This is a genomic window from Paucibacter sp. Y2R2-4, assembly GCF_025717535.1.
GTDB lineage: Bacteria > Pseudomonadota > Gammaproteobacteria > Burkholderiales > Burkholderiaceae_C > Paucibacter_A.
On sequence record NZ_JAJIRO010000001.1, the window covers coordinates 400,037 to 425,925 of the forward strand.

Annotated in this window: 30 protein-coding genes; 22 read left to right on the plus strand and 8 right to left on the minus strand. The window is 61.7% G+C overall.

From position 1 onward, the window contains the following. Positions 1-15 precede the first annotated feature (15 nt). From nrdR to tolA, 17 genes are all read left to right on the plus strand, one after another. On the plus strand, positions 16-459 hold the full coding sequence (gene nrdR / locus LNV06_RS01665; RefSeq protein WP_263536507.1) for a transcriptional regulator NrdR: 444 nt from the start codon (positions 16-18) through the stop codon (positions 457-459). 127 nt (positions 460-586) lie between these two features. After that, the gene (locus LNV06_RS01670) at positions 587-1,132 is read left to right on the plus strand and encodes a GspH/FimT family pseudopilin (protein ID WP_263536508.1); all 546 of its coding nucleotides are present in this window, start codon (positions 587-589) and stop codon (positions 1,130-1,132) included. Positions 1,133-1,251: 119 nt separating this feature from the next. Continuing rightward, entirely contained in the window at positions 1,252-1,755 is a 504-nt protein-coding gene (locus LNV06_RS01680; protein ID WP_318013405.1) for a type IV pilin protein, read from the plus strand. Beyond that, entirely contained in the window at positions 1,752-2,327 is a 576-nt protein-coding gene (locus LNV06_RS01685; protein WP_263536509.1) for a pilus assembly FimT family protein, read from the plus strand. The genes LNV06_RS01680 and LNV06_RS01685 overlap by 4 nt, the downstream gene beginning before the upstream one ends. Continuing rightward, positions 2,312-3,049 carry a PilW family protein gene (locus LNV06_RS01690; protein WP_263536510.1) on the plus strand — a complete coding sequence of 246 codons (738 nt, stop codon included), beginning with the start codon at positions 2,312-2,314 and terminating at the stop codon, positions 3,047-3,049. Before LNV06_RS01685 ends, LNV06_RS01690 begins: the two co-directional genes overlap by 16 nt. Positions 3,050-3,084: 35 nt before the next feature. Further along, positions 3,085-4,383 carry a pilus assembly PilX family protein gene (locus tag LNV06_RS01695; RefSeq protein ID WP_411970070.1) on the plus strand — a complete coding sequence of 433 codons (1,299 nt, stop codon included), beginning with the start codon at positions 3,085-3,087 and terminating at the stop codon, positions 4,381-4,383. Between the two features lies 1 nt (position 4,384). Next, positions 4,385-5,746 (plus strand): type IV pilus modification PilV family protein, encoded by a 1,362-nt coding sequence (locus LNV06_RS01700; protein ID WP_263536512.1) that lies wholly within the window; start codon positions 4,385-4,387, stop codon positions 5,744-5,746. Positions 5,747-5,850: 104 nt separating this feature from the next. After that, positions 5,851-6,864, plus strand: coding sequence for a recombination-associated protein RdgC (locus tag LNV06_RS01705; protein WP_263536513.1), 1,014 nt, complete (start codon positions 5,851-5,853; stop codon positions 6,862-6,864). A gap of 12 nt (positions 6,865-6,876) precedes the next feature. Continuing rightward, on the plus strand, positions 6,877-7,992 hold the full coding sequence (ribD, locus tag LNV06_RS01710; RefSeq protein ID WP_263536514.1) for a bifunctional diaminohydroxyphosphoribosylaminopyrimidine deaminase/5-amino-6-(5-phosphoribosylamino)uracil reductase RibD: 1,116 nt from the start codon (positions 6,877-6,879) through the stop codon (positions 7,990-7,992). Positions 7,993-8,032: 40 nt separating this feature from the next. Further along, positions 8,033-9,166, plus strand: a complete 1,134-nt coding sequence (ribBA, locus tag LNV06_RS01715; RefSeq protein ID WP_263536515.1) for a bifunctional 3,4-dihydroxy-2-butanone-4-phosphate synthase/GTP cyclohydrolase II — start codon at positions 8,033-8,035, stop codon at positions 9,164-9,166. 12 nt (positions 9,167-9,178) lie between these two features. After that, on the plus strand, positions 9,179-9,652 hold the full coding sequence (gene ribH / locus LNV06_RS01720; protein WP_263536516.1) for a 6,7-dimethyl-8-ribityllumazine synthase: 474 nt from the start codon (positions 9,179-9,181) through the stop codon (positions 9,650-9,652). Next, on the plus strand, positions 9,649-10,191 hold the full coding sequence (nusB, locus tag LNV06_RS01725) for a transcription antitermination factor NusB (protein WP_411970038.1): 543 nt from the start codon (positions 9,649-9,651) through the stop codon (positions 10,189-10,191). The genes ribH and nusB overlap by 4 nt, the downstream gene beginning before the upstream one ends. Beyond that, positions 10,188-11,375 carry a pyridoxal phosphate-dependent aminotransferase gene (locus LNV06_RS01730; protein ID WP_263536517.1) on the plus strand — a complete coding sequence of 396 codons (1,188 nt, stop codon included), beginning with the start codon at positions 10,188-10,190 and terminating at the stop codon, positions 11,373-11,375. The genes nusB and LNV06_RS01730 overlap by 4 nt, the downstream gene beginning before the upstream one ends. Then, complete coding sequence (gene ybgC, locus LNV06_RS01735) at positions 11,372-11,821, plus strand: tol-pal system-associated acyl-CoA thioesterase (RefSeq protein WP_263536518.1); 450 nt, start codon at positions 11,372-11,374, stop codon at positions 11,819-11,821. Before LNV06_RS01730 ends, ybgC begins: the two co-directional genes overlap by 4 nt. Then, on the plus strand, positions 11,818-12,519 hold the full coding sequence (gene tolQ / locus LNV06_RS01740) for a protein TolQ (RefSeq protein ID WP_263536519.1): 702 nt from the start codon (positions 11,818-11,820) through the stop codon (positions 12,517-12,519). Before ybgC ends, tolQ begins: the two co-directional genes overlap by 4 nt. A gap of 16 nt (positions 12,520-12,535) precedes the next feature. Continuing rightward, positions 12,536-12,964: a protein TolR gene (gene tolR, locus LNV06_RS01745; protein WP_263536520.1), complete on the plus strand. Its 429-nt coding sequence runs from the start codon at positions 12,536-12,538 to the stop codon at positions 12,962-12,964. 8 nt (positions 12,965-12,972) lie between these two features. Beyond that, positions 12,973-13,881, plus strand: a complete 909-nt coding sequence (tolA, locus tag LNV06_RS01750; RefSeq protein ID WP_263536521.1) for a cell envelope integrity protein TolA — start codon at positions 12,973-12,975, stop codon at positions 13,879-13,881. 17 nt (positions 13,882-13,898) lie between these two features. On the opposite strand, the gene LNV06_RS01755 is transcribed toward tolA, so the two are convergent. Genes LNV06_RS01755 through LNV06_RS01770 form a run of 4 tightly spaced genes read right to left on the minus strand, consistent with a single transcriptional unit; the run spans position 13,899 to position 16,584 of the window. After that, a complete protein-coding gene (locus LNV06_RS01755) occupies positions 13,899-14,396 on the minus strand; it encodes a DoxX family protein (RefSeq protein WP_263536522.1) in 498 nt (165 codons plus the stop codon). A 56-nt stretch (positions 14,397-14,452) separates the two neighbouring features. Then, positions 14,453-15,295 (minus strand): HvfC/BufC family peptide modification chaperone, encoded by an 843-nt coding sequence (locus tag LNV06_RS01760; RefSeq protein ID WP_263536523.1) that lies wholly within the window; start codon positions 15,293-15,295, stop codon positions 14,453-14,455. Next, positions 15,292-16,263 carry an MNIO family bufferin maturase gene (gene bufB, locus LNV06_RS01765; protein WP_263536524.1) on the minus strand — a complete coding sequence of 324 codons (972 nt, stop codon included), beginning with the start codon at positions 16,261-16,263 and terminating at the stop codon, positions 15,292-15,294. The genes LNV06_RS01760 and bufB overlap by 4 nt, the downstream gene beginning before the upstream one ends. Positions 16,264-16,305: 42 nt before the next feature. Next, complete coding sequence (locus LNV06_RS01770; protein ID WP_263536525.1) at positions 16,306-16,584, minus strand: BufA1 family periplasmic bufferin-type metallophore; 279 nt, start codon at positions 16,582-16,584, stop codon at positions 16,306-16,308. 182 nt (positions 16,585-16,766) lie between these two features. On the opposite strand from LNV06_RS01770, the gene LNV06_RS01775 reads away from it, so the two are divergent. Next, entirely contained in the window at positions 16,767-17,348 is a 582-nt protein-coding gene (locus tag LNV06_RS01775) for a sigma-70 family RNA polymerase sigma factor (protein WP_263536526.1), read from the plus strand. Continuing rightward, positions 17,345-17,581 (plus strand): zf-HC2 domain-containing protein, encoded by a 237-nt coding sequence (locus LNV06_RS22705; protein WP_505190981.1) that lies wholly within the window; start codon positions 17,345-17,347, stop codon positions 17,579-17,581. The genes LNV06_RS01775 and LNV06_RS22705 overlap by 4 nt, the downstream gene beginning before the upstream one ends. A 29-nt stretch (positions 17,582-17,610) precedes the next feature. Here LNV06_RS22705 and pcp read toward each other — a convergent pair whose 3' ends face one another. Next, the gene (pcp, locus tag LNV06_RS01780; protein ID WP_263536527.1) at positions 17,611-18,267 is read right to left on the minus strand and encodes a pyroglutamyl-peptidase I; all 657 of its coding nucleotides are present in this window, start codon (positions 18,265-18,267) and stop codon (positions 17,611-17,613) included. A gap of 190 nt (positions 18,268-18,457) precedes the next feature. Here pcp and LNV06_RS01785 point away from each other — a divergent pair, with 190 nt between their 5' ends. Together LNV06_RS01785 and LNV06_RS01790 are read left to right on the plus strand one after the other, a co-directional pair. Then, complete coding sequence (locus LNV06_RS01785; protein ID WP_411970039.1) at positions 18,458-21,001, plus strand: GspE/PulE family protein; 2,544 nt, start codon at positions 18,458-18,460, stop codon at positions 20,999-21,001. A 126-nt stretch (positions 21,002-21,127) separates the two neighbouring features. Next, positions 21,128-22,429 (plus strand): helix-turn-helix domain-containing protein, encoded by a 1,302-nt coding sequence (locus LNV06_RS01790; RefSeq protein WP_263536528.1) that lies wholly within the window; start codon positions 21,128-21,130, stop codon positions 22,427-22,429. Here the strand turns inward: LNV06_RS01790 and LNV06_RS01795 are convergent. Beyond that, the gene (locus LNV06_RS01795; protein ID WP_263536529.1) at positions 22,395-23,303 is read right to left on the minus strand and encodes a DMT family transporter; all 909 of its coding nucleotides are present in this window, start codon (positions 23,301-23,303) and stop codon (positions 22,395-22,397) included. The two genes, LNV06_RS01790 and LNV06_RS01795, sit on opposite strands and share 35 nt — an antisense overlap. Positions 23,304-23,487: 184 nt before the next feature. On the opposite strand from LNV06_RS01795, the gene LNV06_RS01800 reads away from it, so the two are divergent. Continuing rightward, positions 23,488-24,252, plus strand: a complete 765-nt coding sequence (locus LNV06_RS01800; protein ID WP_263536530.1) for an exodeoxyribonuclease III — start codon at positions 23,488-23,490, stop codon at positions 24,250-24,252. Positions 24,253-24,276: 24 nt separating this feature from the next. Here LNV06_RS01800 and sorU read toward each other — a convergent pair whose 3' ends face one another. Both sorU and sorT read right to left on the minus strand, forming a co-directional pair. Further along, positions 24,277-24,579 carry a SorU family sulfite dehydrogenase c-type cytochrome subunit gene (sorU, locus tag LNV06_RS01805; protein WP_263536531.1) on the minus strand — a complete coding sequence of 101 codons (303 nt, stop codon included), beginning with the start codon at positions 24,577-24,579 and terminating at the stop codon, positions 24,277-24,279. Positions 24,580-24,617: 38 nt separating this feature from the next. Then, positions 24,618-25,838 carry a SorT family sulfite dehydrogenase catalytic subunit gene (sorT, locus tag LNV06_RS01810; protein WP_263536532.1) on the minus strand — a complete coding sequence of 407 codons (1,221 nt, stop codon included), beginning with the start codon at positions 25,836-25,838 and terminating at the stop codon, positions 24,618-24,620. Between the last annotated feature and the right edge of the window lie 51 nt (positions 25,839-25,889).

The window sequence follows — 25,889 nt, forward strand, 5'->3', positions numbered from 1 at the left end:
CCAGCTCCCGTCGCCATGCGCTGCCCCTTTTGTAGCCACGCCGAAACCCAGGTCGCCGAGACGCGGGAATCCGACGAAGGCGATGTGGTGCGGCGCCGGCGTCGGTGCTTGGGCTGTGACAAGCGATTCACCACTTACGAGCGGGCGGAAATCGCCCTGCCGGTGATCGTCAAAAAAGACGGCACGCGCGCGGACTTCGACGCCAAGAAGCTGCGCGCCTCAATGCAACTGGCGTTGCGAAAGCGCCCGGTCAGCATCGAGCAGATCGACGCTGCCCTGGCCAAGATTGAAGAAACCCTGTTGACCAGCGGTGCGCGCGAATTGCCGTCAAACCGACTCGGCGAACTCGTGATGCGTGAACTCAAGCGCATCGACAAAGTGGCTTACGTTCGCTTCGCTTCGGTTTACCGCAGCTTTGAGGACGTTGACGAGTTCCGCAAGCTGATACGCGATATCTGAGCGTTCTGAGCGCCCGATCACGGCTTCACCCTTTCGAGGTGGTCCAGCCCCCTAGAGCAGGGCTGAAAGCTTGCTTTGCCCCACCTAAATTTGTGCTGATCTCATCCACCAGCACTGAGGGGGCGCCATGCAAGTACGCCAAGTCAGACTCATCGCCTCTCACGGCTACAGCTTGGTCGAGCTGTGCGTCTGCGTCGCTATCGTCGGCATCTTGCTGGCCTTGGCTCTGCCCTCATTGGAGCGCATCAGACAACGTCAACGCTTAGAAGCCATCGCCGCGACTCTATTTACAGACTTGCAGGAAGCGCGCAGCCTGGCGGTCTCCCGTGCTGACACAGTGCAAGTGCGCTTCAACCGTCACCCCAACGGCACTTGCTACATCTTGCACACCGGCGCTGCAGGAGACTGCCAATGTGATGCTGGAGGGCTGGCGGTATGTGCCAACACCGACAAGGTCTTGAAGCTGGCTTGGATTCCCAAGACCAACAAGGTCGAGCTCAGAGCCAATATCGCAAGCTTCAGCTTTCAGGCTAGACAAGGCGCGGTGACCAGCACGGGCAGCATTGATGTCAACGCGAGCAGCGGTGAGTCCATCCGCCATATCGTCAGCATCGCGGGTCGGGTCCGGACCTGCACGCCCTCCGCCGATATGGGTCAATACCCTCGGTGCTGACACGACACGGCCGCAAACGACACCCCCTCATTTAAGTGGACTCCGACCAGCGGCCGCCGTCCACCGATTAGCGGTCCGAAGCGCGCACGATTCAGATCGGTGTTTTTCATAATTCATCCATGAAAGCACAAGCGCATGCCCGTGACCCACAGATGAAGGCGCGGTCTTGGATTGGCCGAACCGATCGAGGCTTTACCTTGATTGAGCTGGTCTTGGTTGGGGTGATTGTGGGCATCTTGGCCTTGATTGCTCTGCCCGCTTATCAAAAGCAAATGGCCAAAGGGCGGCGTGCCGACGCCATCACCGCATTGAGCGCCATCGTTCAAGCGCAGGAGCGATGGCGCAGCAATCGGGGCAACTACGCCTCCTCGCTGGGTGATGAGGGCTTGAAACTCGGCACTCAGTCGGCAGGTAAACACTATGAGCTCAGCTTGGTAGGCATACGCCAGCCGCCGAGCTTTGCTTTTGGCTATATCGCCAAGGCCGTACCCGATAGCAACAGCGTTCAGGCCCGGGACAGCCAATGTGCAGAAATGTCAATTCGAGTCGACGGCGGCAATATTCAGTACGAAGCCAAGGACAGCAACGCCGCCGACGCCAAAGCCCAGTGTTGGCCACAATGAAGACTCCCAGCTCAAGCGGCGTGACTTTGGTTGAGGTGATGGTCACCCTGGCCATTCTGGGCATTCTGGCGGCCATGGTGGCTCCTTCGTTTGCTGACATCTTGAACCGTCGCCGCGTTCAAATGGTCGCCGCTGAGCTGAGCAGCGATTTGGCTTTCGCCCGAGCGGAAGCGGGCTTGGGAGGCAAGCGCAACGATGTGATCGTCTCTTTTGGCCTCCCGGCAACAATGAGCTGCTACACGATCCGATACTTCGGTGCCAGCGGTGGCTGCGACTGCAGCCGCCCGCCCGGCAGTGCTTGTACCGGCCAGACTGCCGAACTGAGAACCGTGCAGATTCCAAGCAGCAATGGGATTCGACTGAGCCTGGCGGGGCAGTTCGACCCCTTCGAGCCCAATAGCATCGCGTTTCAGCATCCCCGCATGACCAACTCTGTGGCGGGTTTCGCGGTCACCGTCATCGGACCAAGAGGCGCACAGCTCCAAGTGCAGGTCAACACCATGGGTCGGGTCTCAACCTGCGCGCCTAGCGGCAGCACGATGAGCGGGGTCACACCATGCGCAAGCTCCTGAGGCCATTGCATCGATCTCGCCAACGCGGCATCAGCCTGGTGGAGCTGATGGTGGGCATCACCGTCGGAATGATTGTGGTGGCCGGCGCCAGCTTGATGATGACAGGCCAGTTGGCGGAACACCGGCGCTTGATGCTGGAAACCCAGGTTCAACAAGACCTTCGCGCAGCGGCCGATTTGATGCTGCGTGATTTGCGCCGCAGCGGCTCGTGGGCGGTGCCGATGCGTGGCGTCTGGAGCCCGTCTGCAAGCGATGCGGCGCCGATCGCCAATGCCTACGCCAATACCAGCCTGACGCAGGTCCAGGGCAGCCCCATACTGGAGTACAGCTATTCCCGGCACCAAGATCGACTCAGCCCCGTCGCCCCCCCCGCAGTTTCGCCTGAAGACAATATCGTCACCTCCAGCACCGAACGCTTTGGCTTCAAGCTCGAAGGTGGCATCCTGAAGTTCCGACTTGGCGACGCCTACCAACCGCTGACAGATCCCAACACGCTGCGCGTCACCGCTTTCAATGTTGCGATGAACGAACAGACCTTGCCGTTGACCGATTTTTGCAGCAAGCCCTGCGATGTCGGCAATGCGGCCTGCCCGCCCCGCCAGATGCTGCGTCGCTTTGATATCTCACTGACAGGCCAGGCGGCGCATGACCCTGAGGTGGTGCGCACGATTCGACTCAGCAGCCGCATGCGCAACGATGAGATCGTCGGAGCCTGCCAATGAACACGCTGTCTAGACTCGGTGTGACGCCAAGGCCGATGCCACGGCTGAGGGCAGGCGCCCACCGTCGTCAAACACAGTCAGGCGCGGCGACCCTTGTCGTCGTGATGGTGCTCTTTCTGATCATGGCCATGATGGCGGCGTTCGCCAACCGCAATATGGTGTTTGAGCAGCGCATTGGCAGCAATTACTACCGGGCCGGCGTGGCGCTGGAGACCGCCGAAGCCGGGGCAGATTGGGCCTTGGCCATGTTGAATGGCGACGCCATCAACGCCGCCTGTTTGCCGGCCGGAGCCATCAGCAACAGCTTCCGGGAGCGCTATCTCGGCATCGTCTCTACAAGCAGAGTGGTCAGCCCAATCCGGCTGGACAACAAGCCAGTGGCCGATTGTGTTCGCAGCGAAGCCCAAGGCTGGGTTTGCCGTTGCCCCGCTGCAGCTTGGACACCGCCGGCCGCGCCGCCGGCCGCCGCCGCCAATATGCAGCCCAGCTTTCAGGTCACGTTTCCCAAACCGATCGTGGGCAACCGCCCCGGCATCGTTCGCATCATTGCCACCGGCTGCACCAGCAGCACCTTGTCGGATTGCGAAGGCGTGGAAATCGCCCGCGATGCCGTGGTCGGCCAATCGGTGGTGTCGGTCGACGCCGCCTTGGTCAGCGCGCTCAAAATGCCACCGCCCACACCACTAACAGTCAAGGGCAACATCACGCTGGATGCCAATGGCATCGGCCTGCATAACAGCGACCCCAAGACCAGCCAAGGGCTCTTGCTTCAAACCGGCGACGCAGACATCCCCAATCTTCAAGACGCAAGGCTCGAGAGCGTCCCGGGCACACCGGGTGACTTGGCGATTATCAAATCGGACCCTCAGTTGCTGGCCGCCGACTCGGCCAAGATGTTTGCGATGTTTTTTGGCATGTCCGCGGCCCAGTACAGCCGGCAACCGGCGATGCGCCAAATCACTTGCGCTGACGACTGTGGTCCGACCCTGGCCGCCGCCTACGCTCGAGGGGTTCGCATGGCCTGGATCGACGGGCCGATGAGCATCAACACCACCACCCTTTTAGGCACTCCGACCAGCCCGATGTTGGTCGTCGTCAATGGGGCGCTGAACATTGACGCGGCCCTGCAAATGACCGGCCTTCTTTATGCACGGGGCAATGCCAGTTGGAGCAATACCAGCGGCTTACAAGCCTTGCTCACCGGCGCCTTGGTGGTGGAAGGCGATCTCAACATCGCGGGCACGGTGGACCTTTGGTATCGCTGGGAAGTGATGGAGCAATTGAAGAACGCGACCGGCAGCTTTGTGCGCGTTCCTGGCAGTTGGTGGAACTGACATGCCCCCCCGTCACCCTCTGCGCAGACTCCTCGAGCCACGCATTCGTCAGCCCAACACGAATGAGCAGGCCATCCAAGGGGTTGCCTTGATCGAGGCCTTGGTGGCCATGTTGATCATGGCCTTCGGCATGGTGGCCTTGATCGGACTACAAAGCAGTTTGCGCGCCAGCTCCGACCTCTCCAAGCAAAGAGGCGAAGCCGTGCGCCTCGCCCAGCAGCAGATGGAAACCCTGCGTTCCTACTCCGTCTTGCAGCACCCCGACCCCGCCAACCCCGGCCCCAGCGTCACATCGTTCAGCGACATCACGGACAGCAACAATGGCGATGCGGGAGACCCCAATAGCAACGCGACCTTCGTGCTGTCCCGCACGGTCACGCCTGGACCTCAAGGTTTGCCCAATTTGGACGCGGTGCGCATACGGGTCGATTGGAAGGACCGCTCAGGCGCGGACCAATTCGTATTGATGGACAGTTTCATCGCCGGCATGGACCCCAGTTTGAGCGGCTCATTGGGCATTGCACCCGCGGCGCTCAATACCCATCGCCCCGGCGGGCGGGAGGCCTCGATCCCGGTGGCAGCCAAAGACCTCGGTGACGGGCGCAGCGCCTTTGTCCCCTCGGCCATGGACACCGTGGCCTGGCTTTTCAACAATTTGACGGGGGTGATCACCAGCAAATGCACCGTGGCCATGGGCAAACCCAACGCCGAAATCGTGCCTGAGGATTTGAGCAACTGCCAATCGACCTTTGCCTATTTGCTGAGTGGCACCGTCAACTTCGCGCTCAGCCCACCACCCTATGCCGCCCAAGCAAGCCTGGCCTCCCTGCCCTTTGCACTAAGAATCGCCAACTCCCCGGCCAAGCCGCCAGCCTCAAGTGCACCGGCTGCGCCCTCCCATGAGTGCTATCCACTCGGGCTGAACCCCAGCGCTGCAGCCCACGTCAATTTCTATTGCATCGTCTACCCCAATGCCGACGCCAACAGCAGCTGGTATGGCCGCTTGATCCTCAGAAATCTGGCCGACGAAGTGCCAGCGCCTGCTAGGGCCGTAGACCTGCTGGCCCCGCAACTGATCTTCACCGCACCGGCCTTGCCCTTCATCAGTACGAGCGCCGTGGACATCCCCGTCAAAGCCTGCCGTTACAGCGCTGACTACAACGGCGACCGCAAGATCGACAACGCCGAGCATCCTTTGGACTATGCGCGGGTCTCAGGCCCACTCACCCGGCAGAACTTCCTGATCCTCAATGCCGCGTCACCCTGCCCCGCCGGCAGCCCCGTCGATCCGGCTCAAGGACAGTTTCGCAATACCGCCACCGTCTTGCACCAGCCACTGGGCAGTGAAACCCCGACTCCCTAAAGTCCGCCGCCACCTGACTGGAGTCGCTCAAGCCTGAGACAATCCTCTTTTTTGCCCGCCCATGCCTCCTAGGACGGCGGGTTCAGTGAGCAACAAGGATTGCAGTGTTCAAGAATTTGATGGTGTACCGGGTCGGGCCCGACTGGCAGCCCACGGTGGAGCAAATCGAAGACCAACTGGCCAAGACGGTCTTTGTGGAATGTGGCGCAACCCAACAGCAGTCCATGGGCTGGGCGCCGCCGCGCGGCATTGAGCACGCGCCTTTGATTGAAGACATCGGCGGCCATTGGCTGCTCAAGCTGGTGATCGAGCAACGCGTGCTGCCCGGCTCGGTGGTCAAGCGCAAGACCGAAGAAATGGCCGCCCGCATCGAAGCCGAAACCGGTCGCAAGCCTGGCAAAAAGCAGACCAAAGACCTAAAGGAACAGGCCACCTTGGAGCTGCTGCCCATGGCCTTCACCAAGCAGTCGGCCATTCGCGTTTGGATTGCGCCGGCCCAGCATCTGCTGATGATTGATGCCGGCAGTGCCAGCCGCGCCGAAGAGGTCGTGACCCTCTTGATCAAGGAATTGGCAGGCCTGAACCTGCATCTGATCCAAACCGCCGAAGCGCCCGCCACCTGCATGGCCGCCTGGCTGATGGACGGTGTGCCGCCGGAAGGTTTCAGCATCGATCGCGAATGCGAACTGAAGAGCGCGGACGAAATGAAGTCGGTGGTGCGCTACGCCCGCCATGCACTCGATATCGAAGAGGTGCGCCAGCATCTGGCCGGCGGCAAGGCCCCCACCCGCTTGGCAATGACCTGGCGCGACCGCGTCTCCTTCATGCTGACCGACACGCTGCAAATCAAGAAGATCAGCTTCCTGGACTTGGTTTTTGAAGGCCGCGATTCGCCTGAGAAAGATGAAGCCTTCGATGCCGACGCGGCGCTGGCCACCGGCGAGCTGTGCAAGCTGATCCCGGAGCTGATCGACGGCCTCGGCGGTGAGCACGACTTCTTGGCCGCAGGCGCCGCTCTGGCCGCTTTGCCTCAGCCTGCCGAGCAGGCCTTGCCTGGTGCGGCAACAGCGGCTGCAGAGCCAGCAAACAGTGCCGCCGAACCAGCACCTTGGGACTGAGAGTCAGTGCAGATGTCGCCCAGCGTTTTCCTCGATGATTTGAGCGCCATGCGCCATGCGCTGGCCCTGGCCGAGCAGGCCATCGGTCTGAGCGACCCCAACCCGCGCGTGGGTTGTGTGATCGTGGATGCGCAAGGGCAATTGCTGGGCTCGGGCCACACCCAAGCGGCGGGCCAGGCTCACGCCGAAGTGATGGCCTTGCGCGATGCGCAAGCCCGCGGCGCCAATGTGCGCGGCGCCACCGCCTATGTCACCCTGGAACCCTGCGCCCACCATGGCCGCACGCCGCCCTGCTGCGACGCCTTGATCGCTGCTGGCCTGAAGCGCGTAGTCGCCGCCAATGACGACCCCAACCCCTTGGTGGCCGGCCAGGGTTTGGCGCGCATGCGCGCAGCCGGAATTGAGATCGAGCTGGGCCTGCTGGCGGATGAAGTTAGAGAGCTGAATCTAGGATTTTTCTCTCGCATGCAGCGCGGCCGCCCTTTTGTGCGGCTGAAAGTGGCGGCCTCCATGGATGGTCGCACCGCCTTGCTCAACGGCCTGAGCAAATGGATCACCGCCTCAGCGGCGCGCGCCGATGGCCACGCTTGGCGGCGGCGTGCGGGTGCCGTGCTGACGGGCATTGGCACCGTCAAGGACGATGATCCGCGCTTGGATGTCCGGCTGGTCGAAACCACGTTGCAGCCGCTACGGGTAGTCATCGACTCGCGCCTTGAAACGCCTGCCGATGCCCGATTGCTGGCGCCTCCGGGTCAGGTCTTGATCTATTGCGCGCTCGATCCGATCAGCAAGGCAGACCATGCAGCTGCCCTGCGCGCGCAAGGCGCCGAATTGCTGCAATTGGCCGGTCCACAAGGCAAGGTTGATTTGGACGCCGTAATGCTGGACCTGGGGCGACGCGGCATCAATGAGCTGCATATCGAAGCCGGCCACAAGCTGAATGGCTCGATGCTGCGCGAGGGCCTGGTCGACGAGTTGCTGATCTATATGGCGCCCAAATTGCTGGGCATGGGTCGCGAGATGGCCGCCTTCGGTCCGCTGGAGAGCCTGGACCAAGCCCTGCAATGGCGCTGGATCGACAGCCAAATGGTCGGCGAAGACCTGCGCCTGCGGGCCCGACCGCGCTGACTTGAAGCAAAGCCTGACCCCGCGCCTCTACAATCGGGGTATGCCCATATCATCTGTTCCCGAGCTGGTCGCCGAACTCGCGGCCGGTCGCATGGTTATCCTGGTTGACGAAGAAGATCGCGAAAACGAGGGCGACCTGGTTCTCGCGGCCGAGCATGTCACCCCCGAAGCCATCAACTTCATGGCCAAGTACGGCCGTGGCCTGATCTGCCTGACGCTGACCCGCGAACGCTGCGAACGCTTGCAGCTGCCGCCCATGGCCAGCCGCAACGGCACCAAACACGCCACCGCTTTCACCGTCTCCATCGAAGCCGCCACCGGCGTGACCACCGGCATTTCGGCCGCTGACCGAGCCCGCACCGTGCAAGCGGCGGTGGCCCGTGGCGCAGAAGCTCGTGACCTGGTGCAGCCCGGCCACATCTTCCCGCTGCAAGCGCAAGACGGTGGCGTGCTCATGCGCGCGGGTCACACCGAAGCCGGATGTGACTTCGCCCGCATGGCCGGCCTGGAGCCTGCTGCGGTGATCTGCGAAATCATGAAGGACGATGGCACCATGGCCCGCTTGCCGGATCTGGTCGAGTTCGCCAAAGAGCATGGCCTGAAGATCGGCACCATTGCCGACCTGATCGAACACCGCAGCCGCAATGAATCGCTGGTCACTCGCGAAACCGAACGCAAGCTGCAGACCGCTCAGGGCGAGTTTGATTGCAAGGTCTTCCGCGATCGCACCGGCGCAGTCCACTTGGCACTGACCCATGGCAGCTGGACGCCCAGCGACGAGGTGCTGGTGCGAGTGCACGAGCCTTTGTCCATTTTGGATCTGCTGGATGCCAACCCTTCGGCGCATTCCTGGCCGCTGCCGGCGGCGCTGGCTGAGCTCAAGCGCGCCCCCGCCGGCGTTGCGGTGCTGCTCAATTGCGGCGAAGAGGCTTCGAGCTTGCTCACTCAGCTGAAGGCCACACCGGCCGGCCCCGTGACGGCGCCAGCGCCCAAGATCATGGACCTGCGCACCTACGGTGTGGGCGCCCAGATCCTGCGCGACCTGGGTGTGCACAAGATGCGTCTGCTCGGCAGCCCGCGTCGCATGCCCAGCATGACCGGCTATGGCCTGGAGGTCACTGGTTTTGTGGCCGCCGGTCAGTCGTCAGATGCCCAGCCCCAACAAAAAAACTGAAGGACAGAGCTCATGCAAGGATCCGACAAGGGCCACGGCAAGGCACAAGCCCCATTGAACGGTGAAGAGCTGCGCGTCGGCATCGTGCAGGCCCGCTTCAACGACGCCATCACCAGCCGTCTGGCCGAAGCTTGCATCACCGAGTTGCAAGAACTCGGCGTGGTCGATCGGCACATTCGCCACGTCACCGTGCCGGGCGCGCTGGAAGTGCCGATCGCCCTGCAAGCCATGGCGGACAGCGAAGACTACGACGCCCTGATCGCCTTGGGCTGCATCATCCGCGGTGAAACCTATCACTTCGAGTTGGTCGCCAATGAAAGCGGCGCAGCGGTCACCCGCGTGGGGCTGGATCACAACATTCCCATCGCCAATGCCATTTTGACGGTGGAAAACGAAGAACAAGCCTGGGCGCGTGCCGAGGAAAAAGGCCGTGACGCGGCGCGTGTGGCGGTCGAGATGGCCAATTTAATGGAAGAACTGCAGTGAGCACGAACGAGAACGCCCCGGCCAGCCCGAAGAGCAAGACCCCGAGCAACGGCAAGCCCGTGGCCAAGCGCAGCCAGGCCAAGTCGGCACGCCGCCGTTCGCGCGAAGCCGCGCTGCAAGGCCTCTACCAATGGCTGATCACCGGTGACGATGTCGCCACCATTGACGGCCATATGCGCGACCAAGACGATTTCAGCAAGGTCGATCAAGCCCATTTCGACGCGCTGCTGAACGGTTGCATTTTGGAAGCTGCCGACCTTGACGCCGTGCTGGCCCGCCATGTGGACCGCAAGACCACTGACCTGTCGCCCATCGAGCATGGGGTGCTGATGATTGGCGCCTATGAGCTCAAGCATTGCATCGACATTCCCTACCGCGTCGCCATCAATGAAGCGGTGGAATTGGCCAAGGCCTTTGGTGGTACCGATGGCCACAAATACGTGAACGGCGTGCTCGACCGCGCTGCCAGTGATCTGCGCCCCACCGAGGTCGCGGCCCGCAACAGCGCCAAGACCAGCGGCGACAGCAAGGCCAAATGAGGCTTGCCGGCCGGCTCGAACAGATTGAGCCTTTCTATGTAATGGAGTGCGCCAAGGCGGCGGCGGAAATCGCCCGCGGCCCCTTGTGCGACCCGGCACTGGGCGGCCGGCGCATGATCTTTCTGAACATCGGCGAGCCCGACTTTGTGGCCCCTGCTGCGGCTCAAGCCGCGGCCAAGGCCTGCATTGATGCTGGCCTCACGCAGTACACCCCGGCCACCGGCTTGCTGGCCTTGCGACAAGCCTTGTCGCGCTGGTACGCTGAGCGTTTCGCCTTGGACATCAGCCCAGAACGCATCGTCATCACCGCCGGCGCCTCCGCCGCGCTGCAGCTGGCCTGTTTGGCCTTGTTCGAGCGCGGCGACGAGGTCTTGATGCCGGACCCCTGCTATCCCTGCAACCGCCATTTCGTGGCCGCTGCAGACGCCAGCGCCATCTTGCTGCCCTGCGGGCCTGAGCAACGCTTTCAGCCCAGCCAAGCGCAGGTCGAAGCGGCCTGGAATGCCAATACGCGCGGCGTGCTGCTGGCCTCGCCCAGCAACCCGACCGGCACCTCGATTGAAGCCGAGGTTTTGCGCGACATCGTAGAAACCGTGCGCGCCAAAGGCGGCGTGACCCTGGTCGACGAGATCTATCTGGGCCTGAGCTATGACAGCCGTTTCGAACGCAGTGCTTTGGCCTTGGGCTCCGATGTCATCTCGGTGAACAGCTTCTCTAAGTACTTTGGCATGACCGGCTGGCGACTGGGCTGGATGGTGTTGCCGCCCGACTTGGTGGCCCCCATCGAGAAGCTGAGCCAAAACCTCTTCATCTGCCCTTCCAGCATCGCACAGCATGCGGCGCTGGCCTGCTTCGGGACGGCATCAATGGCCGAGTACGAGCTGCGGCGGCAGGCGTTTCGCGAACGCCGAGATTACCTGGTGCCGGCGCTTCAAGCGCTCGGCTTGCCTGTTCCCGTCATGCCGGATGGCGCCTTCTACGCATGGATTGATGTCTCCGGCGTTTGCGACAACAGCTGGGACTTGGCTTTCGAGCTGATGCACAAGGCGCAGATCGCCCTGACGCCAGGCCGAGACTTCGGTCGCGCGGACGCGCAGCGCTGGATGCGCCTCTCCTTCGCCTCCAGCATGGAAGATTTGCGCGAAACCGTCGCTCGCCTGGGCGAGTTTTTGCACCGAGCATGAAGCGACTGCCCCCACCGTTTGAGCGCGAGATGCGCGTGTATTGGGAAGACACCGACGCCGGCGGCGTGGTGTTCTATGCCAACTACCTGAAGTTCTTCGAGCGCGCGCGCACCGAGTGGCTCAGGGCACAGGGCTTCTCGCAAGAAGCCATGCGTTTGCAAACCGGGGTGATGTTCGTCGTCAGCAACACCCAGGTGCGTTACCTGAGCCCGGCGCGGCTGGATGACTTGCTGCGCGTCACGGTCGAAGTCCGCGAGCTCGGCCGCGCCAGCATGCTGCTGTTTCAGCGCGCTTTTTGCGGCGAGCGCCTGCTGGCGGAAGGTGAAATCCGCATTGGCTGCGTCAGCAGCTTAGACACAATGGGGCCGGCTCACGCCGACCTGAAGCCCACCCGTATTCCAGCCTCGCTGCTCGAGGCCATCAACCAAGACTGTTCGGATTCATGAATCAAGATTTATCGATTGTTTCCTTGATTGCCCACGCCAGCCTGGCGGTGCAGTTGGTGATTGCCGCCCTGCTGATCGTGTCGCTGGCCAGTTGGAGCGTGATCTTTGGCAAGCTGATTGCACTGTCGCGCATCAAGACCGGCAACGACGCTTTTGAACAAGAATTCTGGTCTGGCAAGAATCTGAACGACCTTTACAACGGCGTGGCCACCAAGACCAACGGCGCCCCGCTGGAGCGGATTTTTGCCTCCGGCATGCGCGAGTTTTTGAAGCTGCGTGAACGCCGCGTCACCGAAGCCGGCGCCCTGCTGGACGGCGCGCGCCGCGCCATGCGGGCCAGCTTCCAACGCGAACTCGACGCGATGGAAAGCAATCTGTCCTTCTTGGCTTCGGTCGGCTCCGTCTCGCCCTATGTGGGTCTGTTCGGCACCATCTGGGGCATCATGCACGCCTTTGTTGGCTTGTCGAATGTGCAACAAGTGACCCTGGCCACCGTGGCCCCCGGCATTGCCGAAGCTTTGGTGGCCACCGCCATTGGCTTGTTCGCGGCCATTCCTGCCGTGTTGGCCTACAACCGATTTGCGCGCCAGATCGACCGCAGCGCCATCACGCTGGAGTCCTTCATCGAAGAGTTCTCCAATATCTTGCAACGCAATGCCAGCCAGCCGCCTGCCCAGGCCGCTGGTTCGGTGCGCTGAACTCCAGGATTAGCAGATGGCAGCCATCAGCGCCCGCGGCTCGCGTCGCCGCCGCACCATCAATGAAATCAATATGGTGCCCTTCATTGACGTGATGTTGGTCTTGTTGATCATCTTCATGGTCAGCGCACCGATGATCACCACGGGCCTCGTCGATCTGCCCAGCGTTGGCAAGAGTCGCGCCCAGCCCGAGCATGTGATTCATGTCATCGTCAGTGCCGATGAGAAGTTGAAGATCAAGCTGGACAAGGACGAAGGCCAGTCCGTGACCTTGAATCGTTTGGCCGAACGGGTCAAGCAAGCGCAGGACGGGCAGGCCAATACCCCGGTCGTGATTTCGGCCGACAAGTCCGTCAAGTACGAGGCGGTGGTCAAGGTCATGGACATCTTGCAAAGCTCCGGCGTGCAGCGCGTGGGCCTGGCGGTTCGCAACAGCGGTGGCTGATTGACCCGATGGCAGCCACGCTTTTTTTACGTAACGCCGATCCATTGCGGCCTCCCGAGGCGCCCGGCCTGGGCCGCGGTTTGCTGTTCGCCGTCATCGCGCATGCCGCCTTGCTTGCGGCTTTAAGCGCCGGCGTGCAATGGCGCACCAAAGCCCCTCCGGCATTTGAAGCCGAATTGTGGTCCGCAGTGCCCCAAGCAGCGGCGCCCAAAGAAGTCATTCCGCCCGAACCTGAGCCCGAACCAGAAGTCGCCAAGCCGCAGCCCAAGCCTGCACCGCCTCCGCCACAGGAGGACCTGCAGGCGGAGCGCGATGCGGAGATCGCCATCGCCAAGGCGCGCGAGCAAAAAATCAAGCGCGAGCAAGAAGCCAAACGCCTGGCCGAAGAAGCCGAGCGCAAGAAGCAACTCGCCGCCAAGGAAAAGCTCGAACGCGAGAAAGAAGAAAAGCTCAAGCAAGCCAAGCTCGAGAAAGAAAAGCTAGACAAGCAAAAACAGGCTAAGGAAAGCAAGGAAACCGAGGCCCGTCGCGAAGCGAAGCTGGAAGCGCAGCGCCAAGAAAACCTCAAGCGCATCCAGGGCATGGCGGGCGCCAGCGGCGGCGCCAATGCCACCGGCACGGCCTTGAAGAGCTCCGGCCCTTCAGCCAGTTATGCCGGCCGCATCATGGCGCGCATTCGTCCCAACATCATTTACAACGGCGCGCCCAGCGGCAACCCGGTGGCGGAGGTGGAAGTGCGAGTGGCTCCGGACGGCGCCATCATTTCGCGCAAACTGCTCAAGCCCAGTGGCGACGCCGACTGGGACAAAGCCGTGCTGCGCGCCATCGACAAGACCGAGACCTTGCCGCGCGACACCGATGGCCGCGTGCCGCCCCTGATGGTGTTCAGCTTCGATCCGCGCGAGCAAACGCTTTGATGCCTTTGCGTCCGCGATCAAGCGGTACGCGAACGGATCAGAGCGTCCAGCGAGATGCGTCCCGAGCCCCATAGCGCCACCATCAGGAGCAATGCGCCCCAAAGCTGATGGCCCGCCAGGGCTGCGGGGGCAATCTCGGACAGGCTCAGTACCGCCACCACATTGACGACCGACAAACCCAAGGCTGCAAAGCGACCGCCCAAGCCCAGAACCAGCAAGACAGGCAAGGCCATCTCACCTGCAGTGCCGGCGTAAGCGGCCCATTCAGGCGGCAGCAAGGGCACTTGGTACTCGTCTTGGAACAAGGCCAGGGTGATGGACCAATCACGGATTTTGGTCAAACCCGAGAGAAAAAAGACTTGGGCGACATAGAGTCTGGCGAGCAGCAGACTGATGGATTGGGCCAGCTCCAAAGCGCGCTGCAGCCAAAAGGGATGAGGCTTGCGGGCATCAACATCAGCGGCAAAGCCAGGATCGCACAAGAACCGCCAAGTGAGCGTAGCAAGGTCTTTCATGGTTTGAGCTTTCTCATGGCACGCAGGCCATGGCATTTCTTGAGGGTGAAGCGAATTCAGACTTCAGCGTCTGTTCGCACCATTTCAAAAGCGCCTTGCAAGAGTTCGCTGCGCAAAGCGTCTTGCAAGAACAAAGAAAAGTCGAAGTCCGGGCCGGCCTGAACCAAGCCAGCGTCAAGACTGGCACCCGCTTGCAGGGCCTGCAGAAACAGCGCTTCTCCGTGGCGAAGAAGCCGCCCTTGAACACGCCAAGACTGGCGCGAGAGCAGAACCGAAACGGGCTGAGCGTCATCGACCTCTACGCCCTGCACCTCTGCTGATTGCCAAAGCTGCCAGGCTTGTTGACCGACTTGCAGTACTTGCAAACCCGGCCGCAGTCGCAAGCCCAAGCGCTCAGGCTCCAGCGCAGCCAATAGCTGTAATGAAGAAGCATCAGCCTGCCCGTCTTCGGCTCGCTCGAGCTGATGCGCCGCCCACTCCAAGCGCGCCAGATCGATCAGCCAAGCGTCCATGTCTTGCTGCGCACTGAGAAACGCAGGCAGTTGCTCGCCCCACAGCCCTAAGTCTCCCTGGCTGGGCGGGCATTGCCGCCAAAACTGCCAGGCCATGGCACGAAACCCCTCGTCGCCCAGCTGCGCTTCAACACCAGCGTAGACACCCGCCAAAACCTTGGCGGACAAGGCCTGAGCGTTCAAACGGTAGGCCAGCAGTCCTCGATCGAGTCCTGCATGCTCTTCTGATTTCGGATCATCAGGAGCGCTCGGGTCGAGGCTCGGAGTTGATGTGTTTTTTACGCCGGCCAAGGAGCGCAAACCGAGCGATCTTGCTTCCTTGTTGACGCCGACTTCATGCGCCAACAAGGCCGCTACAAAGCCTTCTTGCTGTGCCTTCAGACTCATGATGAACACTGCCCCGCGTCTGTTGGGCAGAGCTCGGCCATCCATGCACCCGCTTGGGCGATTTCACCCATCAGCACCGACAAGGCCGGGACCTCGGTATCCCATTCGATCAAGCTCGGTACAGGCCCCAGGCGCCGCAGCGCATGGGCATAGATCTGCCAGACCTCGGGCGCCACGCGACTGCCATGGTCGTCGATGACGATCCCGGGCAATTCAGCATGGCCGGCCAAATGGATTTCGCCCACCAGGCCGGGCCGCAAGGCGTCAATCCATGCACAAGCTTCTTTCACTGAATCCGCCTTGCTAAGGCCGAGATTGCGCGCATTGACGAAAAGATTGTTCACATCCAACAGCAGGGCGCAGCCACTTTGCCGACAGAGCTGATTGAAGAACTCGGGCTCGCTCAAGGTGTTGCCTTCCCAGCCCACGTAGGCGCTGAGGTTTTCAATCAGCATGGGTCGCCGCAAGCGCTCCTGCACTTGCTGCACATGACTGACCATCAAGCGCAAGCTGGCCTCAGTGAATGGTATTGGCAAGAGATCGTTCGCATGCACCGCCTGCGATGTCACGACCCTCGCAAAGCTGGCGTGGTCAGAAACCCGGACCGGATCCACCCGTTTCACCAAAGCAGCCAGGCGATCCAAATGCCAGCGGTCCAGCCCACAGGCCGAACCCAGGGACAGGCCCACCCCATGCAGGCTGATGGGATAGTGCTCACGCGCCGCCATCAAGACCGACAAACTAGCGCCGCCTTCAGCAAAGAAGTTCTCGGAATGAACTTCCAAGAAACCGAGGGGCGGCAAGGTCAGCAGCAGCTCTTGATAGTGAGGCTGGCGCCATCCAATACCCAAGAGCTGACGCAGCTCCCCATCGTTCGACAAGGTCTGGCCCACAAGCGGCGTAGGCACAAAAGCGGCTTGCCGCTGCGTGGGCACATGCGCCTTGACGGTGTCGATGGAGGAGTCCATGCGGCGCATCTTGGGCAATTGGCAAACAGCTGTGACTCGGCCTTACTTCTTCAGCTTGGCCTTGGCTTCGTCGGCGCTCATGCCGTTCATGGTCTTGCAGCTGCCCTTGCTGACGTACTTCCACTCTTCTGGCGCCATGTCCGTTTTGGCCTGGCCCGCGCAGGAATGGGATCCACTCAGATTGGCGCAATCATTCTCGCCAGCCTTGGCGATACCGAAGCATTTTTCCTTAGCGGTCTTGTCTTGGGCTACGGCTTGACCGAACAGCCCCAAGGACAGGGCAGCAGCCACGGCGGAACTGACGATGATCTTTGAATTCATGAAAAGCACTCCTGTACAAGCACGATAAAAGTTGACGAGAGAGAGACCCACACCCCAGACGCTAGACCCCCCAAAAAAAGGTCACCCTGGAGTCAGGGCCGACGGATCATGCCGCCGACAGCACTCTGTCGCAAGCGCACACTCAGTCCTTACACTGCGGTCTCAAAAATATTTCTACGCCCATGCCCGAATTCGCCAAAGCGCTGAACGCTCTGCGCCCGCAGTTGCTGAAATACGCCCAAATGCAGTTGCGCAACAGCAGCTGGGCGGAGGACGCCGTGTCCGAAACCCTCTTGGCCGCGTTTGAGAAGCCGCAGAGTTTCAGCGGCAGCTCACAGCTGAAGACTTGGTTGATCGGCATCCTCAAACACAAACTGATCGACCAAATCCGGCGCAATTGCCGTGAAATGTCGACCACGGCAGAAGATGGCGAGGACTTGGACGAGGACTTGTTCAAGCCCGACGGTCACTGGCGTGACAGCCCCAAGCACTGGGGAGACCCCGAGCATTGCCTGGACCAAATGGACTTCATGCGCGTGCTGGAAGCCTGCGTAGAACACCTGCCCGGCCAGCAAGGGCGCCTCTTCATGATGCGCGAATGGCTGGAGCTGGACACCGAGGAGATCTGTAAGGAATTGAAGCTCAGCCCGACCAATCTGTGGGTCATGCTGCACCGCGCCCGGCTGAGGCTGCGCGAATGCTTGCAACACAATTGGTTTGACAACAACAAGGGCCAGGCCCTGCCGGCCGGAGAAAAAGCATGAGTGGCAAGTTTGGGTTTTCCACTTGCAAAGAAGTCACACATTTGGTGCTTCAAGGTGAAGACCGACAACTGGGTGTGACTGAACGCCTCAAGGTGCGCATGCATCTGATGATCTGCAAGGCCTGCCCCATCTTTGCTGAGCAGGTGGCCTTGATGCGACAAGCCAGCCAGCGTTGGCGTCAATATTCTGAGACCGCTGACAGTTCAGGAACGGACCCAAGCCCTCGTCCTTGAAGGGCCCGGTTGATCTCCGCTCGCCGGCCTCAGTTCAAGGTGCCGCCGCTCAGGCGTAAATCGATGTCGGTATTCATGGCCAACTGCAAAGCCAAGCGCACGCCTGCCACCATGGACGCCAGACTCATGCTGGGCTGAGGCGCCGCGCGGGAGGCCTGCTCCGGCAGCAAAGGCACATGCATAAAGCCGCTACGCACCGGCTGATCTCGCAGCTGGTGTTGCAGACCATAGAAGACATGGTTGCAAACAAAGGTGCCTGCGGTTTGCGAGACCTCAGCCGGATGGCCCGCCGCACGCAAGCCCGCCACCATGGCCTTGATCGGCAGCGTCGAGAAATAGGCGGCCGGCCCTTGCGGCAGCACCGGCTCGTCAATCGGCTGGCGGCCGGCATTGTCGGCAATGCGTGCATCGTCGATATTGATGGCCACACGCTCCAAAGACAGGGCATTGCGTCCACTGGCCTGACCCAAGGCCAAGACCAAGACCAAGACCGGCGCATGCTGCGACAAAGCCGCTTGCAGGCTCAGCAAAGACTCGCCGAAGACACAGGGCAGGCAATGGGCCACCACTTCGGCGCCCACGATGTGCTCACCCTGCAGCGCCCGCGCGATCTCCCAAGCAGGGTTGATCGTTTCGCCGCCAAAGGGCTCAAATCCCGTCAAGAGGATCTTTTTCTGATGTCTCACAGGCCGCTACCGTCCATTTCTTGAAGAAAAATGCTGCGCCTCATGGGAACCGGGGCTCCCAGCCGCGGCATTTAAGCGGTCAGCCACGCTCAATTCGAAGCAATACCAAGGCAGGCGGACGTTAGCATGCGAGGAACGAGGAGATGGGGCCGCGCCGGTCGCGCCTGCTCCAAAGAATCCGGAGAACTCAATGCCCGACCTGTCCGTCCCGCTCAGCTGGCCTTTTGACGACAACAGCCCCTCGGCTGGCATGTACGCACCCAGAGATGCGTCGGGGCAGCCTTCGGGTTTCAGCTGGCCCATGCCGCCCTATGCGGCCTACCCTCGCCCTCTGCCTCAGACCGAGCCCGAGCCCGCCGAGGTGCTGGGTTTGAACAACAGCCGCAGCTCCGGCCAGATCACACAGTTGCAGGTGAACGAGCGCAGCGCCCAAATCCTCGTACCACCCGCGCGCAGCGCCATGCCGCTGAAGTTCAGCCAGTTCAGGGCCTTGAAGCTGCTTCGCCCCGTCGTCGTGCCGCCTCGCGAACCGGACACGGGCGGCATGAGCTTGCAGCTGGATCACCGTCCCCGCAGTGAATTCAAGCTCTACTTTGTCGGTGGCGGCGAATTGAAGGGCATGACCATCGGGCATTGCCAAGATGACTTGGGCCTGTTCCTGTTTCCGCCCCTGAGTGATGCCGATGACTCGGTGCTGCGCATCTTTGTGCCGCGCGAGGTGCTGGCTCATTTTGAGATTGGCGAGCGCATCGGTGAACTGCTGGTCAAAGAGAAACTCGTCACGCCCGAGCAGGTCAATGAGGCCGCCAACGAGCAACAAGGCATGCGCTCGCGCCGGGTCGGAGACATTTTGGTGGCGCAGCAAATCGTCAGCGCCGAGCAGTTGGTGCTGGCCATCGAGCAACAAGCCCGCATGCCCATGGTGCGCATCGGCGAAGCCTTGTTGGCCCTGGACTTGATCTCTCAAGCTCAACTGGAGCAGGCGCTGGAGATGCAGCGCAGCGACCGCTCGGTACCGCTGGGTGAGTTGCTGGTACGCAAAGGCGTGGTGACCCGGCAAGCGCTGCAATCGGCACTGGCGCGCAAGATGGGCTATCCGCTGGTGGATGTCGAGAACTTCGCCATCGAACCTGATGCGGTGGCCAAGTTGCCCCATGCGGTCGCCAAGCGACTGGATGTGCTGCCCTTGCTGGTGCGCGATGGTCGCCTCATCGTCGCCATGGAAGACCCCACCCGGCGCGACGCGCTGGACGAAATCGAATTCATCTCCCAGCTGAAGGTCACGCCCACGCTGACCAAGATCGGCTCGCTGCAATTCGCCATCCCGAATGCCTATGAGCGCTACGGCAATGAGGCCGTGGGACGAGACTTGCAGCAGCCCAACTTCCAGTCCGAGTTCGCCTTAGACAAAGCTGACAAGCTGATGGAGACGCTGGAGCGCGAAGGCCAGGAGCTGAGCCTGCGCGAAGACGACACGCCGATTGAGCAAAGCGACAACTCGCTGGTGCGCTTGATCAACACCATGATCATCGACGCCAGCAGCCAAGGCGTCTCGGACATCCACATTGAGACCCATCCGGGTGCTGAAAAGCTGAAGATCCGTTTCCGTCGCGACGGTGTGCTGAAGCCCTATTTGGAGCTGCCCAACACCTACCGTAACGCCATGATTGCGCGCATCAAGATCATGTGCGATCTGGATATTTCCGAGCGCCGCAAGCCGCAAGACGGCAAGATCAATTTCTCGCGCTTTTCGCCACAGCACCGGCTGGAATTGCGGGTCGCCACCATCCCGACCAATAACGGGCTGGAGGACGTGGTGATGCGTTTGCTGTCCTCCAGCAAACCGATTCCGCTGGAAAAGCTGGGCCTCTCACCCAGCAATCTGAAGCAACTCAAGTACGCCATCAACCGGCCCTATGGCATGGTGCTTTGCGTCGGCCCGACCGGCTCGGGCAAGACCACCACCTTGCATTCGGCCATGGCCCAGATCAACACCCCTGAGCGCAAGATCTGGACCGCCGAGGACCCGATCGAAATCACCCAAAACGGTCTGCGCCAGGTGCAGGTCAATCCGCGTATCGACTGGACCTTTGCCAAGGCCTTGCGGGCCTTCTTGCGGGCCGACCCGGACGTCATCATGGTGGGCGAAATCCGTGACGAAGAGACGGCCGAAATTGCCGTTGAAGCCTCGCTGACCGGCCACTTGGTGATGAGCACCTTGCACACCAATAGCGCGGCCGAAACCGTCACCCGGCTGTTGGACATGGGCATGGACCCCTTCAACTTTGCCGACTCCTTGCTGGCCGTGCTGGCGCAGCGTTTGGTGCGTCGTCTGTGCCCGCAATGCCGCACCAGCAGCCCACTAAGCGAAGCCGAGCAAAACGAGTGGTTGGACGACTATCTGCATGTGTTTGGCAGCGAGCAAGCGCCCTCGCGCGAGAGCGTGCTGCAAGAATGGCTGGGCAACTTTGGTGAGAACGGGCGCTTGATGCACTTCCACAGCCCCGGTTGCGAGGCCTGTGAGCACAGCGGCTTCAAGGGTCGCGCCGGTTTGCATGAATTGCTGATGGTGTCCAAAGGCATCAGACGCCAGATTCAAACCGGCGCGCGCGCAGAAGAACTGCTGCAAACCGCATTGCTGGAGGGCATGCGCTCGCTGCGACAAGACGGCATTGCCAAAGTCTTGCAAGGGGTTACGACCATGAGCGAAGTTCGAGCCACCAGCAATGCCTAGCAGCGCGTCTAGACCGCTCTGATCACTTCTTGCACTAGGGCAAGTCCCAGGGCTTGACCCCCTAACTCCCCGCTGTAGGCCCATCACGTCTGGTGATAGGCTGGATCTTTGAAGGGGAGGATGTGAATGATCACAGCAAGCTACCAAACAAAGAACGGCCCTTCGATGGCCGCATGGCATGGCGCAGCCGAGCAGCAACGCTCCATGATCAACTCGCACGAGCGCTGCCAAGTATTCGGCCTGTCACCGCACCACAAAGCGGATCTGAGCCGCCTGAGCGCCAGCAGCCTGCAGGAGTTGCAGATCCGCAATGCTCGCTTGTGCGCACAAGCCCTGCCGGTGATGGACATGCTCTACCAGCAGCTGATCCATTCGCACAGCATGGTGCTCTTGAGCGATGCCAGTGGCGTGGTCTTGCATGCACTCGGCGACCCCGGTTTTCTAGAGCGTGCGCAGCAAGTGGCCCTCGCCCCCGGCGCGGTCTGGTCGGAAGCCGCCAAGGGCACCAACGCCGTCGGCACCGCCTTGATGAATGAGGCGCCGACTGTGGTCAACGGACAAGACCACTATCTGCGTGAGTTTCACTTCCTGACCTGCTCGGCCGCGCCGATCTTTGACCACAAAGGCGGCTTGCTGGGCGTCATCAATGTCTCCGGTGATCGCCGCAGCTACCACCCGCACACCCTGGCCTTGGCCACTTTGTCGGCCCGCCTGATCGAAAGCCAATGGTTCAATGATCAGTTCCGGCAAAGCCTGCGCCTGCATCTGCATCCACAGGCCCAAAGTCTCGGAACGATTCAAGAAGGCGTTTTGGCCTTGGACGAAGCCGGCCGCGTGCTGGGCGCGAATCGTTGCGCCATCGAGTTGTTGGGCGAGAGCGCCGCCCAATTGCGCCGCGGAGGCTTGCAGTCTTTGTTTGGCACTGAGTTGACGCACCTGTTGGCGCAAACCCGTCGCCAGCCTGATCGCCCTCTTCAGCTGACCACCAGCATCGGTTCGGCCTTGGTTCATGCCAGTCTGAGCCTGGGGCGTGCTCAGCTGGGAATGATGGCGTGCGAAGACACTGGCGCTGCATTTGCAGACGCCGCGCAACTCAGCCTGCGGGAAGCCAGCGAAGCCATCCATGTGGCGGCGCAAAAGCCGGTCGCTGTCGATCTCACCTCCAGCGTGAACCTCCAGACGAGCGTCAATTCAAACCCAGTGAAGCAAGGCGCCATCATCGGGCACGGCCCCTCGCCACTGGCTCAATCCCTGTGCACCGACACCGCCAAGCTGCTGAGCTTGCGTCAAACCGAGTTGCAGGCCATCCAGGCCGCCGTGCGCGGCTGCCGTGGCAATTTGGCCTTGGCAGCGCGCCAGTTGGGCATTGGACGCAGCACGCTGTACCGCAAGCTCAAGGGCGCGGCTGAACTGGCGGGCGGGGACTGATCAAGCCCAGCGCCATCGCGGTACCCAGCAGCACCACCGCGCAGCCCGCCGCCATCTTCAGACTGAACAACTCGCCCAGGAACAAATAGCCCCACAGCACCGCGAAGACGGGAATCAAAAAGGTCACCGCAATGGTGTTGGTGGGGCCGATGCGGCTCATCAAGCGGAAGTACAAGATATAGGCCAGGGCGGAGCAGAGCAAGGACAAGGCGACCGCTGCAGCCCATGCTTGGCCGCTGGGCGGGGTGCTGGGCCAAGCCCAAAAAGCCGGCAGGCACAGCATCAAGGCGCCATAGCATTGGCTGCCGGTGGCCACCGTCAAAGGGGCGATATGCGCCGTATAGCGCTTGCTGAAGTTGGCCGCCAGGCCGTAGCAAAAGGTCGCGCAGAGACAAGCCAGCAAAGCCCAGACTGCACGCAACTCGGCGTCATGGTCCGCGCCCGGTTTGAAACCCGCTTTGTCCCAAGCCAGGAAGACCACGCCCGCAAAGCCCAAACCCAGGCCCAGCGAGCGCAAGGGCGTCAATCGCTGGCCCAGCCAGGCCCATGCAATCACCGCACCCCACAGCGGCGTGGTCGCATTCAAGATGCTGGAAAAACCAGCCGTGATAGACAGCGCCGCATAGCTGAACAAGGCAAAGGGAATCGCGCTATTGAGCAAGCCGATGACCGCCAAGGCGCGCCACTCGCGACGCAACTCCTGCAGACCCTGGCGTGCTGCCAACAAGGGCAAGAGCATCAAGCTGGCCCCAGTCACGCGCACTGCGGCCATGGCCAGAGGGCCGAACTCATGCGCCCCCAAACGCATGAACAAAAAAGAGGCGCCCCAGATGGCGGCCAGCAAAACGAGTTCGCCCAGATCAAATGGTTTCATTCAGTGCATTCAAGTCGTCGCGGCCCGACCTTTGCCGCGCCATCAAAACCGTAGAGCATAGCGATGAAAGAAGGCCCAATCCGCAAGGACGGTGTTCAGAGCTTGGCGGGTGAAGGCACAATCGAGCGCCCTGCCCGGCTGGCCCTGTGAGGCCAGCGTCCCCAGCCAATTTAGAGAGCCCCTCATGAGGTTAGCCACCTGGAACGTCAACTCCCTCAATGTTCGCCTGCCGCAAATGCTGGACTGGCTGGCGGCCAATCCGGTCGATGCCCTGGTGCTGCAAGAAACCAAGCTGACCGATGACAAGTTTCCGGCCGCTGAGATCGAGGCCGCTGGCTACCAAGTGCAGTGGTTTGGACAAAAGACCTACAACGGCGTGGCCCTGCTCAGCCGTTCACCGGCCAGCGATGTGGTCAAAAACATCCCGGGCTTTGCTGATGAGCAAGCGCGTGTGATCGCCGCCACGGTGGACGGCGTGCGCTGCATTGGCGCTTATTTTCCTAACGGCCAGGCGCCTGACAGCGACAAATTCATCTACAAAATGGCCTGGCTCGACGGGCTGCAGCGCTGGATGGCGGAAGAGCTGAAGTCGCACGACAAGCTGGTCTTGATGGGCGACTTCAATATCGCGCCGACCGATGCCGATGTGTACGACCCGGTAGCCTGGGCCGGACAGATCCATTGCACGCCGCAAGAGCGCGCGCATTTTCAGGCCCTGTTGGACCAGGGCATGGTGGATGCATTTCGCCTCTTTGAGCAGGCGCCCAAGAGCTGGAGCTGGTGGGACTACCGCAACCTGGCCTTCCGCAAGAATCAAGGCTTGCGCATTGATCACATTCTGGTCAGCCAGGCATTGAAGGCCGAGGTGCGCGCCTGCAGCATTGACAAGCTGCCCCGCAAGAACGAGCGCCCCAGCGATCATGCGCCGGTGATCGTCGACCTGGCCTGAGTGAAGCTGATGCGGATGCGGATGCTATTTAGCCGGCGCCCCGCCGCTGACTTCTGACACATAACGCGCCAAAGCCTGGATCTCGGCCTCGCTGAGCGTCTTGGCGAACGAGGGCATGGCGCCCAGCCCGTTGCGCAAGGCTTTGCGGACGCGTTCGGCGTCCGGCTTGATCTCATCCAGCACCGGCCCCACGCTGCCTTCAGACCCGGCATCTCGTAAGGTGTGGCAGATCGCGCAAGCCGGCACCGCAGCCTTGGTGAACAAGCGCTTGCCCAGATCCAACTCGGCATCCGCCGCCCGCGCGGGCAGGCTTGTGGCCAAGCTCATGACCAAGCAAGCCGCCAGCATCGCCGCAGCAGTGGGCCTCACGCCAGGGTGACCGTCACCGCGTGATCGGCCCAGCTGTTGTTGTTGTAGCCGCCCACATTCTCCAAGCGCTGCTCAGGCTGCACATTGCCAGCCATATCGGTTGCTCGGCTGGCCAGCGTGTGCGTGCCTGCCTGCAGCTTGGCCGCCAAGACGAACTGACGCCAGGCGTATTTGCCCAGATCCGGCCCGACCAGACGCGCCTCTTTCCAGCTCTTGCCGCCGTCCACGGAAACCTCCACCCGCTTGATGGCATGCAAGCCGCTGAAGGCCACCCCTTGGATTTGCACCTGACCGGCAGCCCCCGCCCGCTCGGGCAGCGGCGAATTGATCCAGCTTTTCACATTCATTTCCAGCACCGAGGGCTGGCTCGGGTCGGCCTTGCTGCCGGGCGGCGAAATGCGATAGCCATGCGCCATGATCTTGGCGTCGGACTCCTGCTCGGTGAAGGCCAAACGCTTCACGTACTTGATCTGATTGACGCCTTGATAGCCCGGCACCACCAAGCGCAAAGGCCCACCATGCGCCAGCGGAATCGGCACACCGTTCATTTCCCAGGCCAGCAAGGCGTCGCCCATGGCCTTGGCAGGCACCGAGCGCTCGACCACGATGCTCTTGGGGTCCAGGCCCTCGGGCAGGACTTCGCCGCCGGTGCCGGTCATGAACTCATGCCCCCGCAAGACGCCGCCCAAAGCCTCAACCACCACCCGCACCGGCACGCCGGTCCACACCACGCAACCGGCTGCACCGACCAACCAAGGCGTGCCGCTGGGCTTGTTCGGGAAGAAGCCACGTCCATTGCCTGAGCATTGCAGCACCATGGGCGTGGTCTCCACGCCTAGCGTTTTCAACTCGCGCAAGCTAATGCGGCGCGGGTTTTTCACCCCTTCGATGCTGACTTCCCAGGCATCGCGATCATCCAAGATGCTGGCTGCCGGAGCGCCCAAGTTGTTGCGCACATAGAGCTGCTCGGCCGGCGTGATCAGGCCTGCACCAAAGGCTTGGCGTTTGGTTTCGATGGTGGCGCTGCTGTGAATCAGCATCGCATTGCTGTCTTTCCAAGCCGCATAGGCGGGCAAGGTCTTGGCGGTGCTGGCCGGCGGCGTTTGAGCACGCAGCACGGGGGCGGAAGTGCCAAGACCCAACACGGCCAAGGTGCCGGCGCTGCTGGACAACCACTGACGTCGCCCCAAGACGGGGGCTGCTGACTTGTTGGACATATTTGTTTCTCCGTCGAAGTTCTCAATCCCACGCTGGCCGATGAGCCCGCT

Bases quoted from the DNA above. Each gene is read 5' to 3' on its own strand.
- LNV06_RS01800 (WP_263536530.1), top strand. From the start codon at position 23,488: ATGAGGTTAGCCACCTGGAACGTCAACTCCCTCAATGTTCGCCTGCCG.
- ribBA (WP_263536515.1), top strand. From the start codon at position 8,033: ATGCCCATATCATCTGTTCCCGAGCTGGTCGCCGAACTCGCGGCCGGT.
- LNV06_RS01730 (WP_263536517.1), top strand. From the start codon at position 10,188: ATGAGGCTTGCCGGCCGGCTCGAACAGATTGAGCCTTTCTATGTAATG.
- LNV06_RS01755 (WP_263536522.1), bottom strand. From the start codon at position 14,396: ATGAAAGACCTTGCTACGCTCACTTGGCGGTTCTTGTGCGATCCTGGC.
- tolQ (WP_263536519.1), top strand. From the start codon at position 11,818: ATGAATCAAGATTTATCGATTGTTTCCTTGATTGCCCACGCCAGCCTG.
- ybgC (WP_263536518.1), top strand. From the start codon at position 11,372: ATGAAGCGACTGCCCCCACCGTTTGAGCGCGAGATGCGCGTGTATTGG.
- ribH (WP_263536516.1), top strand. From the start codon at position 9,179: ATGCAAGGATCCGACAAGGGCCACGGCAAGGCACAAGCCCCATTGAAC.
- tolA (WP_263536521.1), top strand. From the start codon at position 12,973: ATGGCAGCCACGCTTTTTTTACGTAACGCCGATCCATTGCGGCCTCCC.
- nrdR (WP_263536507.1), top strand. From the start codon at position 16: ATGCGCTGCCCCTTTTGTAGCCACGCCGAAACCCAGGTCGCCGAGACG.
- LNV06_RS22705 (WP_505190981.1), top strand. From the start codon at position 17,345: ATGAGTGGCAAGTTTGGGTTTTCCACTTGCAAAGAAGTCACACATTTG.
- LNV06_RS01790 (WP_263536528.1), top strand. From the start codon at position 21,128: ATGATCACAGCAAGCTACCAAACAAAGAACGGCCCTTCGATGGCCGCA.
- LNV06_RS01690 (WP_263536510.1), top strand. From the start codon at position 2,312: ATGCGCAAGCTCCTGAGGCCATTGCATCGATCTCGCCAACGCGGCATC.
- sorT (WP_263536532.1), bottom strand. From the start codon at position 25,838: ATGTCCAACAAGTCAGCAGCCCCCGTCTTGGGGCGACGTCAGTGGTTG.
- LNV06_RS01680 (WP_318013405.1), top strand. From the start codon at position 1,252: ATGAAAGCACAAGCGCATGCCCGTGACCCACAGATGAAGGCGCGGTCT.
- LNV06_RS01760 (WP_263536523.1), bottom strand. From the start codon at position 15,295: ATGAGTCTGAAGGCACAGCAAGAAGGCTTTGTAGCGGCCTTGTTGGCG.
- LNV06_RS01700 (WP_263536512.1), top strand. From the start codon at position 4,385: ATGCCCCCCCGTCACCCTCTGCGCAGACTCCTCGAGCCACGCATTCGT.
- LNV06_RS01670 (WP_263536508.1), top strand. From the start codon at position 587: ATGCAAGTACGCCAAGTCAGACTCATCGCCTCTCACGGCTACAGCTTG.
- LNV06_RS01785 (WP_411970039.1), top strand. From the start codon at position 18,458: ATGCCCGACCTGTCCGTCCCGCTCAGCTGGCCTTTTGACGACAACAGC.
- LNV06_RS01770 (WP_263536525.1), bottom strand. From the start codon at position 16,584: ATGAATTCAAAGATCATCGTCAGTTCCGCCGTGGCTGCTGCCCTGTCC.
- LNV06_RS01695 (WP_411970070.1), top strand. From the start codon at position 3,085: ATGCCACGGCTGAGGGCAGGCGCCCACCGTCGTCAAACACAGTCAGGC.
- tolR (WP_263536520.1), top strand. From the start codon at position 12,536: ATGGCAGCCATCAGCGCCCGCGGCTCGCGTCGCCGCCGCACCATCAAT.
- LNV06_RS01795 (WP_263536529.1), bottom strand. From the start codon at position 23,303: ATGAAACCATTTGATCTGGGCGAACTCGTTTTGCTGGCCGCCATCTGG.
- ribD (WP_263536514.1), top strand. From the start codon at position 6,877: ATGTCGCCCAGCGTTTTCCTCGATGATTTGAGCGCCATGCGCCATGCG.
- LNV06_RS01685 (WP_263536509.1), top strand. From the start codon at position 1,752: ATGAAGACTCCCAGCTCAAGCGGCGTGACTTTGGTTGAGGTGATGGTC.
- bufB (WP_263536524.1), bottom strand. From the start codon at position 16,263: ATGGACTCCTCCATCGACACCGTCAAGGCGCATGTGCCCACGCAGCGG.
- LNV06_RS01775 (WP_263536526.1), top strand. From the start codon at position 16,767: ATGCCCGAATTCGCCAAAGCGCTGAACGCTCTGCGCCCGCAGTTGCTG.
- sorU (WP_263536531.1), bottom strand. From the start codon at position 24,579: ATGAGCTTGGCCACAAGCCTGCCCGCGCGGGCGGCGGATGCCGAGTTG.